Raw genomic sequence first — 15,106 nt, 5'->3', positions numbered from 1 at the left:
TCACCGCAGCGATGACCGCCGATCGGCAAGCGATGCATCAAGGAGGAGAAAACCAATGAGAAGAAATGAATTTGAAGTGACGCGTGAGGAAGAAATCGAGGCGTTTTTGTCGGAGATGAGCTTCGGCTTCCTGGGAACCCTCGGTGAAGACGGACATCCCCGGGTGACTCCGATCAACTATGTGTATCATCAAGGCATGTTCTACATGCATGGCAGCCGTTTCGGCGAAAAAATGGACCACCTCGCCGCCAATCCCGCGGTGAGCTTCAGCGTCGCGGAGGAATATGCGATCATTCCTTCCTACTTTACCGACCCACTGATGGCCTGCCCCGCCACTTCGTATTTCAAGAGCGTGACCGCATCGGGACGGGTCGAAATCGTACAGGACCTGGAAGAGAAAGCAGCAGCTTTTACCCTGTTTATGAACAAGCTCCAGCCCGAGGGTGGTTACGCCCCCATTGACGCGGCCAATCCCAAATACGCTTCCAGGCTGCGCGGTGTCGCCGTTCTGCGGATCGTTCCCGACCGAATTACTGCGAAGTTCAAGTTTGGGCAAAATTTGACGGAGGACAAAAGGGAACAGGTGCTGCAGGGTCTGGACGCCAGAGGCCGCGGCAAGGACCGGGAGACGATGGAGCTGATTCGCAGCAGCGCTTGCCCTCATATGCAGCAAACCTTGGCCCCGGATCCCTATTCCGAAGAAGAGTAAGCGGCATGATTCACCAAGCGCCTTAGAGAGCCTTTTTCACAGCACAACCATCCTTTTCCTTTTTCCGTGACGGCTCTCATCGCAGGTGATATAATGTTAGGCAGTTAAAATGGCATATACCTTGCAAAAGCCTATCATTACACAGATTTGGAAGGATGGAAACCATGTTAAACCCACTCGCTGCACAGTTGAACGAAAGTTTGAAAGCCGGCAACGCGCATGTGTACGAAATGTTGTCCAAGCTCGGCCAGGAAATCTATTTTCCGAAGGAAGGCATCCTGAGCCAATCCGCGGAAGCGACCAGCCATGCCAAAAAATATAACGCAACGATCGGCATTGCGACCGAACGGGGCATCCCGATGCATCTGGCTGCTATCCAAGAGAAGCTGTCCGCGTTTGCGCCGAAGGACCTGTACCCATACGCACCGCCCGCAGGCAAACCCGATTTGCGCGCTGCCTGGCTGGCGAAAATGATCGAAGAAAACCCGTCGCTCGCGGGCAAAACGGTCAGCAGCCCGATTGTGACGAACGCCCTGACCCACGGGCTCAGCATCGTGGCCGATCTGTTCGTGGACGAAGGGGACGCCGTGATTTATCCGGACAAAAACTGGGAGAACTACGAGCTGACCTTCGGCATCCGCCGCCATGGCGAGCTGGTCAATTATCCGCTGTTCACCGGGGACATGACCTTCAACAGTGACGGACTTCGCGAAGCCCTGCTGGCCCAGAAGGACAAAGGCAAAGCCGTCGTGCTGCTCAACTTTCCGAACAATCCGACGGGCTACACCCCGGGTCCGGCGGAAGGCGAAGCCATCGTCGCTGCCATCAAGGAAGCCGCCGAAGCCGGCATCAATGTCGTGGCGGTTACGGACGATGCCTATTTCGGCCTTTTCTTTGAGGACTCCCTCAAAGAGTCGCTGTTCGGCAAATTGGCGGATATCCATCCGCGCGTACTGGCCGTTAAAGTCGACGGTGCCACCAAAGAGGAGTTCGTCTGGGGATTCCGCGTCGGCTTCATCACCTACGCTTCCCAAGATACCAACGTGCTCGCCGCCCTCGAGCAAAAGACACTTGGCATCATTCGCGCGACGATTTCCAGCGGCCCCCATCCTTCCCAGACCTTCGTGCTGGACGCGCTGAAGTCGCCTGATTTCGCGGCTCAGAAAGAAGAGAAATTCCACATCATGAAAGGCCGAGCCAACAAAGTGAAATCGCTGCTGGACAGCGGCAAGTACGGTGATGTGTGGGAGTACTATCCGTTTAATTCCGGATATTTCATGTGCCTGAAGCTGAAAGGCGTGTCGGCCGAGGAGCTGCGCAGCCACTTGATCCACCAATACGGAGTCGGCACCATCGCCCTAGGCGAGCATGACCTGCGCATCGCGTTCTCCTGCATCGACGAGGAATATCTCGAAGACCTGTTCGATTTGATCTATCAGGGCGTTCAGGATCTGCAGCGGAAATAAGCACGGAAGTACCATTTAGCGGGCAACCATCAACAACCTATTTTTTTGGGAAAGAACGGGTGATTGCCCAAGCACAGCAGCCCCCCTAGACATAGGATACGGTGTAACGAAAAACAAACCACTGTAAAGGGGAATGCACAATGAGCGAAGAAGTAAGAGGCGGATATGGATACGGATATGGACATTGCCACGGATTGTTTGGCAACACAGGCGCTATCCTGGTTCTCTTCATCCTCTTGGTTATCATCACTCGTTCTTTCTGGTTATAATCGAAAAAGTAAACAGGCAAATCGCATCCAAGCCGACTGCTGAGCTCTCGGCAGTTTGGACGGATGCACCAAAAGACCGGGAGCCTATTCCCGGTCTTTTTTCGCTTGTCTATTCATCGTCATCGTCATCATCATCACTCTTGCCCTTCCGGGACTGAAAATAACGGAACAGCACGCTGATCACGACCCCGCCAAGCAGCGTCAGCAGCATCGGTCCGATTCGGCCGCTCCCCGCACCCAGCATGGGCAGCCAGATCAATACAGCTACAACCAGCTGAATTTGAAAAGCCAGGTTAACGGCGTTCTGCTTGCGCGATGCTGGCGGCACCGGATAAATGTGCAGCCAGAAGGATTCCTGGTGGTAGCGCAGCAGCGAGGACAGCTGAACGCCGATCACGAATACGAAAAACAGGTAAATCCCGCTGCCGAGCAGCCCTTGCCGGGTCCACCAAACGAGGAGCGCTGCGAGGATGCCTGCCCGGATCACGATGCTGAATACATCACTGCGGACAAAGCTCTTCGTAATTAAATAGCGGTACGCTGCCTCCGGCTTCCAGGGAACCCGGTTCCCCGCCCAGGACATCCACCTGCGCGGATAGACGCGCTGCTGCCTGCCTGGAACGTTCACGAACCAGCCGAGGATCTGCATAACGCGGGCGCTGTGCGTTTTCTCCATGGCAATCAGCCGCTCCCAGGCCACCAAGTGCTTGGCCGGAATGCGCAGGGCGGCGATATAGGTCAGCGCGAGCAGCACGATAAACAGAAGGCTCCGCCACTCCGGCTGCCACAGCCAGGCGGCAACCGCAAGGATCAGCACGACGTAACGCAGCAGACGGTAACCTGCCGATGCCCGGCGGGAAACCATCCGCAGCTCCTTCCAGCAGCCGTAGGCAGCCAGAATCTTCAAGGCAAACAGGAGGAGCAGGAACGGCCAGAAGGACTTGGGATCCGCATCACTGCGTACATACAGCGGCCAGGACAGGATGAAGACCAGGGCAAGGCCGATAAGTTTATAAACGACGCCGCTGGTCCAGCCTGCCTTGAAATAATCGTTCATCCTGGACTCCTGCGGCAGCAGAAACACCGTGTCCGCCGGCTGCAAGTACGTCCGGAAGCTGCTGTTTACCGTCAGCGGCACGAACAGGATCAGCATAATCCAGCGAATCGGCAGCCCGGCTGGAATATGCTGAACGAGCGACGTGTACCACGCCGCAAAAGCAATCAGCATAAACAGCAGCAGCACGGCCACACCGCTTTGGATCACGTAGCCGAGATAAGGGGTGACCTCCCCCCAGAAGCGGCCGCGCCGCTCCATCCGAAGTTTTTTCAAGTCCATCATTCAATCCCTGCCCTGCACGAGAGTATAGAACAGCTCCTCCAGCGGCAGTCCCGGTCTGCCGGCCTGCGCGGCGATGTCCTCCAGCGTCCCCTGCGCGATCACGCGTCCCTGGTGGAGAACGATAAAGCGGTCACAGTAATTCTCGATCGTCGATAAAATATGGGAACTCAGCAGGATCGACGACCCGCCTTCTTTGAGCTCGACCATAAAATCAAGAAGGGAGCGGATGCCGAGCGGATCCAGGCCAAGGAACGGCTCGTCGATAATGTACAGGGAAGGCCGGGCCACAAACGCGCACATGATCATGACTTTCTGCCGCATCCCCTTGGATAAGTGCGTGGACAAGCTGTCCATCTTGTCCTGCATCCGGAAGATGCGTGACAACCGGTCCGCCCGCTCTTCGTAGTCCTGGCGGTCAACGCCGTACGCTCTTGCGGTAAACTCCAAATGCTCCCTGACGGTCATCTCGTCATAGAGCAGCGGAGATTCCGGAACGAAGGCAAGCGCCCCGTGGTAGGTCCCGGCGTCTTCCTCCCGCTTCTTGCCCTTCACGCGGATGTCACCCTTTTGCGGATGCATTAATCCGAGAATATGCTTCATTGTCGTGCTTTTGCCGGCCCCGTTCAATCCGATCAGGCCGACCATCTCGCCGGACCCGACCTGAAACGAAATATCGTGCAGCACTGGGCGGTTCAGGCTGTAACCACCGATGAGGCCTTGAATATCCAGCACAGCCGTATCACTCATCAACTCTTCACCTCATTCAATTCCCGGGCGGAACAGCCAGGGGCGTGTCCGCACGGGAGAATCCATCCGTACTTGCCTCCCCGTTCGCCGATTAAGCCCGGGGAGGTTTATTTTTCAACCATTTCGGGGCGCCCTTGTTCTTGCGGATACGCTCCCGTTCGCTTTGGCTCTGGCGGGCCGCCGGTTTGCCGCCCTTGAAAGGCTCACCGCCCTGCCGGGTCGTATCCCGGCCGTCGCGGCGTCCGCTGCTGCCTTCCCGCGGTTCGCCCGGGCTGGATGGGCCGCTGGCGCTCCCCTTAGCCGGCTTCAAGTCTCCTTGCCGGCTGCCGCGCACTTCCGCCATGCCTGCCTGGCTCCCGGATGGCCGAACCTGGCGCTGATGGGGCTGGCCTGACGGCTCCCCCTTCCGGGCTGCAAACTGCTCCGGCGTCAGCACTTTGCCGCCGTACAGCACGCGCGGCTCGAGAGAGATGCCGAGCTCTCCTGCAAACTTCCGCATAATAAAGGTCTGGCGGTCCGTCACAATCGAGATGACGCGCCCGCTGCGCCCCATCCGGCCCGTCCGTCCGGCACGGTGCACATAGTGCTCGGCGTCAGGCGCCGGGTCGAAGTTGATGACGAGCTCGAGCCCTTCGATATCGAGCCCGCGCGCCGCCACGTCGCTTGCCACGAGCACTTTGAACCTGCCGTGGCGGAAGCCGCCCAGCACCCGGCTGCGCGCCAGTTTGTCCGCGTCTCCGTACAATCCCTCCGCCGCGATGCCTAAATGGGTCAGCTTCGCCTCCACCTCGGCGATCGATTCGGTCTGATTGACGAAGACGATCGCCCGCTGCGGGTTGTACTGGCGGATAAGGCGCCGCAGCATGTCGACCCGGTCGCGTTCCTCGGCCACCACATACAAATGCTCCAGCCCCGACGCGGTCGTCTGGTCCGGGTCGATGCATATTTCGACCGGGCTGCGCATCTCCCGTTTGACCAGCGCCGCCGTGCTCTCGCTGACCGTGGCCGACAGGAATACCAGCTGCCGGTCACGCAGTGCGCTGCTCAATATCCGGTCGACGTCGCCGGCACCGCCGAGCTGAAATACCTGGTCGACCTCGTCCACCACGATGGTCGAGACGTGATGCATCTTCAGCTTGCGTATCTCGATCAGCTCGCGGACTCTGCCGGGAGTTCCGACCACAAGCTGGGGATGCAGCCGCAGCTTCTCCACCTGGCGTTTGACCGCGGCCCCGCCGATCAGCCCAAGCACACCGATGCCGCGGGCTTCCCCGTATTTTTCGCCTTCACGTACAATCTGCATCGCCAGTTCCTGGGTCGGCGCAAGAATAAGCTTCTGTGTCGCCTTCAGCTCCGGATCGATGGTCTGCAGTACGGGCAGAAGGTAGGCCAGCGTTTTGCCGGTTCCCGTCTGCGAGCGGGCGAGTACATCCGCTCCGCGCAGCACCGCAGGAATGGCCTGCGCCTGGACCGGCGAAGGCTCCGTTATGCCGTACTCGGCCAGCTTGTCTATCCATACTCGGTCAATACCTGTTGCTTCAAAAGAAGTCGGGTTCATGAAATCGTTCATCCTTTATGTTTTAAGTCATTCTTTATCATTATATGCCAAAAGCGCCATCCCACCAAATGCAAGTATAGGACTCACCGCAAAATTCTGCGGGCGCAAAAAATAAGCCGGCCCCTCATGGGAGCCAGCTTATTTATAGAGATCAGAAGGCGTATCACTTCCGGTTCATGATCCGGTAGGTCAGCCGGTCCGCCAGTCTGGGAAACATCTGATACAGGCGCATGGCGACCGCCGCTTTCCCCGGCAGGTTCATTTCTTCCTTCCCGGTATGCATCACCTTAACGATTTTGCGGGCTACATGTTCCGGCGTCATCATCAGCCATTTCACGTTGCTGACATATCCACCCGACGGGTCTGCAATGTCAAAAAACGGCGTATCGATCGGACCTGGATTGATCGTCGACACCCGAATGCCCGATTCCCGCAACTCCTGCCGGAGAGCGTTGCTGAAGCCGAGAACGGCATGCTTCGTGGCCGTGTACGCCGTGGATTTGGCCGTTCCGATTTTCCCCGCCATCGACGCCACATTGATGATATGTCCCGCTTCGCGCTGGAGCATTGACGGCAGCACCGCCTTGGTGCACCGGACCGTGCCCATATAGTTGACGTCCATCATCTGTCCGAACTCTTGGGGAGGCATGTCCGTAATCGTCTCAAACTTGCCGTAGCCCGCATTGTTCAGCAAAATGTCAATATGGCCGTACTTATGTATAATGTCTTGCATCGTGGTGCTCACCTGGTCCTCCCGGGTCACATCCATGGCCCGCAATTCAAAGGATCCCGTCATACCTTCAGCTGCTTCCCGCAGGCGCTGCTCCGACCTGGCGGTCAGCACCGTCACCGCGCCTTCCGCTGCGGCCAGCTTCGCCGTCAAGGCCCCGATCCCGCTCGACGCCCCGGTGATCACGACGACTTTGTCCTTTAACATGGCTTCTCGTCCTCCTATAGGAAAACAAGCCGGAACACCCCGAATCAGTGCAGCAGCGCCGTCCAGAGTTTGTTCCCGCCCTTTCCCACTTCTGTAGGATAACGTCGCCCGCATGCTCACAGCGGACCAGCATCATGCCCAGGGATCAGCAAACGTAACGCTTGTGCTTCCTGCCGTTATTCCTTGCTGATATTTTAAGATATCATGACCTGAATATCCAGTTCGCCGATTCCGTCCATAAGCAGCGGAATGCTGAGCGCCTTTTGCGGAAGGAACGACTCGATGTGCTCGCTCTTCATCACTCTCGGAGGCGTAATGTCGACCGTGACCCCTTGGTTGGACAAAATCGTGCTGGCATTGCCGCTGATCATATTACCAAGTTCGGATATGGCGCTCTGGCCCATTTCGTCCATTTCCGTAAGAATGTAACCGCCCATCATCACGGACACCATCCGCAGCGCTACATGCTCTTGAATTCCGAACACGATGTTGCCGGTAAGCTGTCCTGTCATCCCGATTTGAATCCAGATGTGATCCTCGATGATCTCCATATTCTTCACCCCGAGGCTGCCTGTAGAAGGGGTAACCTGAATCACTTGTTCAATGACGGTCCGGGCGGACTCCAGAAAAGGATTAATGACTTCAGCCTTCATATGTAATTACTGCCCCTTTCACAACGGGTTGGGACATGTCCCAAAAGTCCCATTACCATTGGAATAATTATACTTTAAACCCTGGAATAAATCACGAAAAATTCATGAAACGTCTTCAATCCAGGGTATAAATACCCTTATATATCCACCGGCTTTCCTATTTAAGAAAGAAAACCGGGATGATTCCCTTTATCTATATCGGTACTTCCGGAGCAATTTTGAAGACCGTGGCGAATTTTGTAGATTGCTTTTTCCAAAAATAAAACGAATCACCGGCTGCCCCGCCCGCGTTGCCCTGACTTCCGGAATCCCATATAATGAAAGGATACACTTGTTCGAACTGATCTGCTTGACGGCAGGCATCAACGCCGAAGGAGGAAATGCATGAACATTAGCCAATTGGAGACCCTGATTACCATCTCAAAAACCATGAGCTTCCGCAAAGCCGGAGAGCTGCTCAACTTAACCCAGCCGGCTGTGTCTGCCCAGATCAAAAGTCTGGAGGACGAGTTCAAGACGGTGCTCGTGGACCGGAATCAGCCCGTCACGCTGACCGACCGCGGAGAAGTGTTTCTCAGCCATGCCGAACGGATTCTAGCGATTGTGGAAGAGCTGAAGGAGCGCCTGTACGACCTGGATCAAACACCGCAGGGACACATCGTGCTCGGAACCACCACTTCGATAGCCATACAAATTTTACCCAGAGTCCTTTCTTACTTCCAGAACCAGTTTCCACTCATCAAAACCTCCATCATGTCCATGGCTTCATCCCAGATTTACACCAGCGTGGAGAACGGACAGATCGATGTGGGCCTGGGTTATCTGATCGAGCGCAACCCCAATTTGATGACGTCGGTTCTGTACTATGACACGTTCGAGCTGATCGTCTCCCCGCGCCATCCGCTTGCCCGGAAGACGGCCGTCACGATCGATGTCCTCCGCGAAACGCCCCTCATCCTGCTGTCACCCGATACGGTGGGCAGACGGTTTGCCGATGATATTTTAAAAAAGCACGGAATCGAGCCCAATGTCGTCATGGAATTGTCCAGCAGTGAAGAAATCAAGCGGATGGTCGAAATCGACCTCGGCGCGGCGATTATGTCCAAACAGTCGGTCGCGAGCGAGCTCCGCCTCGGCACACTGAAGATCATACCGCTGACCGAACTGGAAGTGAGCCATCCCGTCGGCGTCATTTACAAGTCCGGCAAATACCTGAACTCGGCCATGCAGCAGTTTCTGAGCGACCTGAAAGGCATGCCGGAAACGAACTTCATCAGCTCGGAGTAACCCCGCCGCAGACCTTTGATTCCAACGATTATTGACAAGGAGGAGTACGATATGAAATTCGATCTGCATACCCATCACTTCCGCTGCGGGCACGCCGACGGCAATATCCGGGATTACGTGGAAGCGGCGCTGGAGGCCGGACTTCAAGTCATCGGCATTTCGGACCACACCCCCTATTTTGGCGAGAAAGAGGACCGGGCGTTTCCGCGCATCGCCATGGGCAAATCGGAGCTTCAGCATTATGTGCGGGAAGTGCTTGATTTGAAAAAGGAATACGAGGGGCGCATCGACGTGCTGCTCGGCATCGAATCCGACTTTTTTCCGGAGCATGCCGAAAAATACAGGAAAGTTCTCGCCGATGTTCCGTTTGACTACATCATCGGCTCGGTACATAGCGTGGGCGGCGTCAGCATCTTTAACAAAAACCGCTGGAAGGGGCTGTCCGAACAGGAGCGCATCCGCGTAAAGGAGGAGTATTACCGGCTGATCCAGGACTCCGCCCGAAGCGGCATGTTCCAAATCCTTGGGCATATTGACGCGATGAAAGGCAACTTCCCGGCCTTCTCCGACATTCCCGCCGATGAGATCATTGACGAAACGCTGCAGACCATTGCCGAGTGCGGAATCGCGATCGAAATCAATACATCGGGCAAAACGAAGCTCAGCGGCGGCTGGTACCCGGCGGACGCCATCCTTGAGCGGGCGCTCCACTTCGGCGTGGACGTCACTTTCGGCTCGGACGCTCATGTTCCTGGAAGGGTTGGAGACGAGCGGGACGAAGTAGCCCGGCGCCTGAAGGACATCGGATTCCGGGAATGGGTGTATTTCAAGGGCAAAGACAAAAAGGCGGTTCCCCTCTGAGGGAGCCTCTTTTTTTGGGCAAAAAAAATGAACCCGCACGATCCGGGTCCCAGAACATCATTTATATTTTCAAAAAGGGGGTCATGTGAATAAGTTTACCCGGTCTCTGTTAGAGTCCCATAACAGCAATATTTCATTTATGTTACAAATCTTACCTGATTTCATATGATTGCAGATTTGGCGCATTCTCCTGGTTTGCCTGAAGCTGCAGCCCCTTCCGGTATTCATCATAGGTACGGTCGGTATGAGCGTACACCATCATCTCGACCGGCGCGGCGAAAAACATGCGTCTATGCTGAAAGGTACGGCTGAGCTGCATCCCGTTTTTTTGCATGACCCTGGCCGACGCCGTGTTGACCGCATGGCATCTGCCTTCGATGTGCAGCAGTTTCAGCTCGGTGAAGGCATAGTGCAGCATCAAGCCGAGCGCTTCGGTGGCGATTCCCCTGCCCCAGTACGCTTTGGCGAGCATATAACCGATCATGGCATCGCGCTTCTCCTCACGCCAATGCTGCATCGACACCACGCCGGCCAGCTCGCGCTCGCCATGAAGCCAAATGCCCATGTGCAGCGAGTCCCTGCGGCCGGTGCTCAGCAGCTCCGAGGCGATGCGCCGCGAGCGGGCAAAGCTGAAGAAGGAGCTCTGGGTCACGTATTTGATCACCTGGGGGTCTGCCAGGATATCCAGCAGCCTCGGCGCGTCCTGCGGTTCGATCGGTTTCATCATCAGACGGCTGCCCGTAAGCAGGGGCATCGGCGTTCGTGTGTCCTCATTCAGCACGCTCTTCTCCCCTTCCTTCGCTTGATTCCCTTAAATTGATTCGAATCGTTACCAGCTTGTCTAACGAGTGTCAGACTGCAGGGTGAAGACGGTAAGCTCAGGCTTGCATAACAAGCGGACGGGAAGGTGGGTCTCCCCGATCCCCCGGTTGACATACAGCGGCATTCGGCGTTCTCCTACTTCGTACATGCCCATGACGTACCGTTTGGATCCCGGAGGCGTCATCAGCGCACCGAGCAGGGGCAGACGCACCTGTCCGCCATGGCTGTGTCCGGACAGCTGCAGATCGAAAGGAAACAGGGCCGCGTTACCGGCGTAATCCGGCTCATGCATCAAGAGCAAGCTGAACATATCATCCGGAATGCCGGCTCTTGCCTTCTGCGGATCGGGAAATCCATGCAGCCAGTCATCCAAGCCGACCACCGCGATGGATTGACCGCTGCGGTTCAGGAGCTGGCTACTGTTCTGCAGGACCCGAAAGTCGGCCACCTGCAGCTTGTGGCTTACATCCTTGCCGCTCCCTCCCCAAAAATCGTGGTTGCCTAGCACCGCAAATTTGCCTAGAGGGGCATCGATCGAAGCGAGCAGCGGAATATACTCGTTCATCGCCTCCGCACTCGAATCAATGATATCGCCGGTAAAGCAGATCAGCTCGGGAGCTTCCCTGCGAATGGCCGCAATCAGATGTTCGATGTGCTTCTTTCGGGTGTGAAACCCGAGGTGGGCATCGCTGAAATGGACGACTTTCAAGTTGTGAAAAGCCGCCGGCAGCCGCGGACATACCAGGGTCCGGTACACGGTATCCAGCTGCTGCGGCTCCCATAACCAGGCGTAAGCGCCTGTCAGCAATCCTGCTCCGGCCGCTAGGGCGACGCCGCGCTTCAAAAATTGCCTGCGGGTGAGCCGGCTGCCGGGCAGCTCCGGCTGGGCTGCCTCCTGCCGAATTCCCGTTCCCGGATGCGGCGTATTTTTCATGCAGGCGGCCTCCTGTATTGGAATAGAATAGGACTTTCCCCTATTATATCCTTCAGGCCGCCGCTCTTCCAGCAGTGCGGATCATTCCGCCGGAGGCGGTGCACTGGCCCGGGACAAACGCTGCTGTTCAAAGGGATATGCTCAACGGTTATTGCGCAAAGTCCGGGCATGGTGCCGAAAAGTTTACACCTCCTCCTGACCTGCGCCCTCCGGGCCCTCTTTAAAAATTTTACGGAACACGCTCAGCAGCGACAGCGCATAAGCAACCGTAATAAAGCTGAAGGCGATCTCCATCACGACGACTCCTCTGGAGGTGTTATCGACAGGAGTGATATCCCCGTAGCCAACGGTAGCAAAGGTTGCAACGCTAAAATACAAGAAGGAAATCACCTGGCTCAGCAAATCGTTGCCGATATTTTTACCGTCGAAGCTGTTATGGCCGAAGAGCTTGTAAATCGACGTGTAGATAACGGTAAAAAAGAGGATGCACGTTAACGTGGCCATGCTGATGCGCGTAATGACGGTTTTGAGCTGCACTTCTTTTTTCAGGGCCGACTCGGCAATCCGGTTGAAAATATACAGCACGTAGAAGATGACCGAGCTCAGGCAGAAGATCAGAATCAAGGCCCGCATCCCTCCTGTTCCCGGTACGACCCGGGAAAGGTCGATCCAGCCGATCAGGTCTTCCAGGGAGACCAGAACATAAATCAGAATTGGCCCAAGCAGGATCGCCTTACTCGTCCATTTTTTCTCCAACCCGTAAAACACCGCAATCAGGACAATCAAACCGGTAATATTGAGCACCCACATCCACCAAGACATGAGCCATCCTCCTCCATTCTCCCTGCACATCTTCTGCCTGTAAAGTTTTAGAAGTCTTTATCGTTAGATTACCCCCGCCACAAGGGTTGGACGCATCCTGACATATACCAAAAATCCCCTCGCCGGCGAAAAGCTCTCCGCTGACAAGGGGATGATAGTTAACGTTGATTTATACACCCAGCCACTGCTTGAACATGTGTTTGGTGGTTTGCTTGTTCATTTCCGCGATCGACGTGGTCAACGGAATGCCTTTCGGACAGGAGCGCACGCAGTTCTGCGAGTTGCCGCAGCCTTCGATGCCGCCGTCCTGCATCAGCGCTTCCAGGCGTTCTTCCTTGTTCAATTCACCCGTTGGATGGGAGTTGAACAGGCGAACCTGGGAGATCGCCGCCGGACCGATAAAGTCGGTCTTGTCGTTTACGTTCGGGCAGGACTCCAGGCAGACGCCGCAGGTCATGCACTTGGACAGCTCATAAGCCCACTGACGCTTCTTCTCCGGCATCCGTGGTCCAGGGCCAAGATCGTACGTGCCGTCGATCGGAATCCAGGCTTTCACCCGCTTGAGCGCGGTGAACATCCGGCTGCGGTCGATAACAAGGTCGCGCACGACCGGGAACGTCTTCATCGGTTGAATCCGGATCGGCTGTTCCAGCTTATCGATCAGCGCCGCACACGCTTGGCGCGGCTTGCCGTTGATCACCATCGAGCATGCGCCGCACACCTCTTCCAGACAGTTGGATTCCCAACATACCGGGGCGATCTTTTCGCCTTTGGCGTTGACCGGGTTGCGCTGAATTTCCATCAGCGCGCTGATCACGTTCATTCCCGGGCGGTACGGAAGCTCGAACTCCTCGGTATAGGCAGCAGCGTCCGGGCCGTCCTGACGGGTTATGATAAACTTCACTTTTTTGGAAGATGCAGTTGCTTCCGCCATGTCAAATCCCCCTTCTTTACTTGTCTTTGGAGTAGTCGCGGATCCGTGGAGGGATCAGCGATACATCCACTGCTTCATAAGAAATTTGCGGGCCATCCGGTGTCCACGCTGCTTTGGTCGTCTTGAGGAACTCCTCGTCGTTGCGGTCCGGGAATTCCGGCTTGTAGTGAGCCCCGCGGCTCTCGTTGCGGAGCAGTGCTCCCAGCGTCATCGCTTCGGCCAGCTCCAGCATGTTCCACAGCTGGCGGGTAAACGAAGCGCCCGGATTGTTCCAGCGCGACGTGTCGTTGACGTTGATGTTTTTGTAGCGCTGCTTCAGTTCCTTGATTTTGGCGATCGTTTCTTCCAGCTTTTTATTGTAACGGACCACGGTCATATTGGCGGTCATGATATCGCCGAGCTCCTTATGCAGCCCGTACGCATTTTCCGTGCCGTTCATTTTCAGGATGCCTTCGTATTTGTCCGTCTGCTGCTTCTTGTAGCGTTCGTATACGCTTGAAGGTACATCAGCAGAGGATTTTTTCATTCCCTTAATGTATTCCACGGCTTTCGGTCCGGCCACCATGCCGCCGAAGATCGCTGATACGAGCGAGTTGGCTCCAAGACGGTTGGCCCCATGGTATTGGTAATCGCATTCGCCGGCTGCGAACAGGCCTGGAATGTTGGTCATTTGGTTGTAATCGACCCACATGCCGCCCATGGAATAGTGAACCGCCGGGAAGATCTTCATCGGAAGCTTGCGCGGATCGTCGCCGACGAATTTTTCATAGATTTCGATAATGCCGCCAAGCTTGACGTCCAGCTCTTTCGGATCTTTATGGGACAGGTCGAGGTACACCATGTTCTCCCCGTTGACGCCAAGCCCCTGATTGACGCAGACGTCGAAAATTTCTCGGGTCGCGATGTCACGCGGCACGAGGTTGCCGTAGGCCGGATACTTCTCTTCAAGGAAGTACCAAGGCTTGCCGTCTTTGTATGTCCAGATCCGTCCGCCTTCACCGCGGGCCGATTCGGACATGAGGCGCAGCTTGTCGTCGCCCGGAATCGCTGTCGGGTGAATCTGGATGAATTCACCGTTGGCGTAATGAACGCCCTGCTGGTACACGGCGCTGGCCGCGGTACCGGTATTGATGACCGAGTTGGTCGTTTTGCCGAAAATGATCCCCGGTCCGCCGCTGGCGAGAATAACCGCGTCAGCCTGGAATGTATGAATCTCCATCGTGCGCAAATCCTGCGCGCAGATGCCGCGGCAGATGCCTTCGTCGTCGATGACCGCCTGCAGGAATTCCCAGTGCTCATGCTTCGTGACGAGGCCTTCCGTTTCGTGGCGGCGCACCTGCTCGTCGAGCGCGTACAGCAGCTGCTGTCCGGTCGTTGCGCCGGCAAACGCCGTACGGTGATGCTTCGTTCCCCCGAAACGGCGGAAATCGAGCAGTCCTTCCGGCGTACGGTTGAACATAACGCCCATCCGGTCCATCAAGTGGATGATGCCAGGCGCCGCCTCGCACATCGCTTTGACCGGCGGCTGGTTGGCCAGGAAGTCCCCGCCGTACACGGTATCGTCGAAGTGAACCCATGGCGAGTCGCCCTCGCCCTTCGTATTGACGGCACCGTTGATGCCGCCCTGCGCGCACACGGAGTGCGATCTTTTGACCGGAACCAAAGAAAACAAGTGAACATGGACGCCTGCTTCCGCTGCCTTGATGGTGGCCATCAGACCTGCCAGACCGCCGCCCACGATAATAATATTAGATGTTGCCATGCCTGC

The 15,106-nt window shown here is 56.2% G+C and carries 15 protein-coding genes; 5 read left to right on the top strand and 10 right to left on the bottom strand.

Translation table 11 applies throughout. From position 1 onward, the window contains the following. Nucleotides 1-55: 55 nt before the first annotated feature. From K2F33_RS14650 to K2F33_RS14640, 3 genes are all read left to right on the top strand, one after another. Nucleotides 56-709: a pyridoxamine 5'-phosphate oxidase family protein gene (locus K2F33_RS14650; RefSeq protein ID WP_076174095.1), complete on the top strand. Its 654-nt coding sequence runs from the start codon at nucleotides 56-58 to the stop codon at nucleotides 707-709. 164 nt (nucleotides 710-873) lie between these two features. After that, on the top strand, nucleotides 874-2,175 hold the full coding sequence (locus tag K2F33_RS14645) for an aminotransferase class I/II-fold pyridoxal phosphate-dependent enzyme (protein WP_263882088.1): 1,302 nt from the start codon (nucleotides 874-876) through the stop codon (nucleotides 2,173-2,175). Between the two features lie 140 nt (nucleotides 2,176-2,315). Beyond that, nucleotides 2,316-2,444, top strand: a complete 129-nt coding sequence (locus K2F33_RS14640; protein WP_208629380.1) for a YjcZ family sporulation protein — start codon at nucleotides 2,316-2,318, stop codon at nucleotides 2,442-2,444. 109 nt (nucleotides 2,445-2,553) lie between these two features. Here the strand turns inward: K2F33_RS14640 and K2F33_RS14635 are convergent, their stop codons facing one another. The 5 genes from K2F33_RS14635 to K2F33_RS14615 all read right to left on the bottom strand — a co-directional run bounded on the left by K2F33_RS14635 (nucleotide 2,554) and on the right by K2F33_RS14615 (nucleotide 7,678). Next, nucleotides 2,554-3,780, bottom strand: coding sequence for an ABC transporter permease (locus K2F33_RS14635; RefSeq protein WP_263882363.1), 1,227 nt, complete (start codon nucleotides 3,778-3,780; stop codon nucleotides 2,554-2,556). A gap of 3 nt (nucleotides 3,781-3,783) precedes the next feature. Further along, nucleotides 3,784-4,530 carry an ABC transporter ATP-binding protein gene (locus K2F33_RS14630; protein ID WP_076174092.1) on the bottom strand — a complete coding sequence of 249 codons (747 nt, stop codon included), beginning with the start codon at nucleotides 4,528-4,530 and terminating at the stop codon, nucleotides 3,784-3,786. A gap of 91 nt (nucleotides 4,531-4,621) precedes the next feature. Further along, a complete protein-coding gene (locus K2F33_RS14625; protein WP_263882087.1) occupies nucleotides 4,622-6,088 on the bottom strand; it encodes a DEAD/DEAH box helicase in 1,467 nt (488 codons plus the stop codon). A gap of 163 nt (nucleotides 6,089-6,251) precedes the next feature. Continuing rightward, complete coding sequence (locus K2F33_RS14620; RefSeq protein ID WP_263882086.1) at nucleotides 6,252-7,025, bottom strand: SDR family NAD(P)-dependent oxidoreductase; 774 nt, start codon at nucleotides 7,023-7,025, stop codon at nucleotides 6,252-6,254. Between the two features lie 194 nt (nucleotides 7,026-7,219). Beyond that, nucleotides 7,220-7,678, bottom strand: coding sequence for a chemotaxis protein CheX (locus K2F33_RS14615; RefSeq protein WP_076174086.1), 459 nt, complete (start codon nucleotides 7,676-7,678; stop codon nucleotides 7,220-7,222). 384 nt (nucleotides 7,679-8,062) lie between these two features. On the opposite strand from K2F33_RS14615, the gene K2F33_RS14610 reads away from it, so the two are divergent. Together K2F33_RS14610 and K2F33_RS14605 are read left to right on the top strand one after the other, a co-directional pair. Further along, the gene (locus tag K2F33_RS14610; RefSeq protein WP_076174084.1) at nucleotides 8,063-8,965 is read left to right on the top strand and encodes a LysR family transcriptional regulator; all 903 of its coding nucleotides are present in this window, start codon (nucleotides 8,063-8,065) and stop codon (nucleotides 8,963-8,965) included. Between the two features lie 51 nt (nucleotides 8,966-9,016). After that, entirely contained in the window at nucleotides 9,017-9,826 is an 810-nt protein-coding gene (locus K2F33_RS14605) for a histidinol-phosphatase (protein ID WP_263882085.1), read from the top strand. A 151-nt stretch (nucleotides 9,827-9,977) separates the two neighbouring features. On the opposite strand, the gene K2F33_RS14600 is transcribed toward K2F33_RS14605, so the two are convergent. From K2F33_RS14600 to sdhA, 5 genes are all read right to left on the bottom strand, one after another. Further along, nucleotides 9,978-10,607 (bottom strand): GNAT family N-acetyltransferase, encoded by a 630-nt coding sequence (locus K2F33_RS14600; protein ID WP_076174078.1) that lies wholly within the window; start codon nucleotides 10,605-10,607, stop codon nucleotides 9,978-9,980. Nucleotides 10,608-10,667: 60 nt separating this feature from the next. Then, entirely contained in the window at nucleotides 10,668-11,582 is a 915-nt protein-coding gene (locus K2F33_RS14595; RefSeq protein ID WP_263882084.1) for a metallophosphoesterase, read from the bottom strand. A 183-nt stretch (nucleotides 11,583-11,765) separates the two neighbouring features. Next, on the bottom strand, nucleotides 11,766-12,404 hold the full coding sequence (locus K2F33_RS14590) for an ion channel (protein ID WP_076174073.1): 639 nt from the start codon (nucleotides 12,402-12,404) through the stop codon (nucleotides 11,766-11,768). A 169-nt stretch (nucleotides 12,405-12,573) separates the two neighbouring features. Then, nucleotides 12,574-13,338, bottom strand: a complete 765-nt coding sequence (gene sdhB, locus K2F33_RS14585) for a succinate dehydrogenase iron-sulfur subunit (RefSeq protein WP_076174070.1) — start codon at nucleotides 13,336-13,338, stop codon at nucleotides 12,574-12,576. Between the two features lie 16 nt (nucleotides 13,339-13,354). Continuing rightward, entirely contained in the window at nucleotides 13,355-15,100 is a 1,746-nt protein-coding gene (gene sdhA / locus K2F33_RS14580) for a succinate dehydrogenase flavoprotein subunit (RefSeq protein WP_076174068.1), read from the bottom strand. Nucleotides 15,101-15,106 lie beyond the last annotated feature (6 nt).

The organism is Paenibacillus sp. PSB04 (assembly GCF_025809195.1).
In the GTDB taxonomy this organism is placed as follows: domain Bacteria; phylum Bacillota; class Bacilli; order Paenibacillales; family Paenibacillaceae; genus Paenibacillus_AQ; species Paenibacillus_AQ favisporus.
The sequence above is the reverse complement of the archived record's forward strand: the minus strand, read 5'-3'. Positions and strand labels throughout refer to the sequence as shown.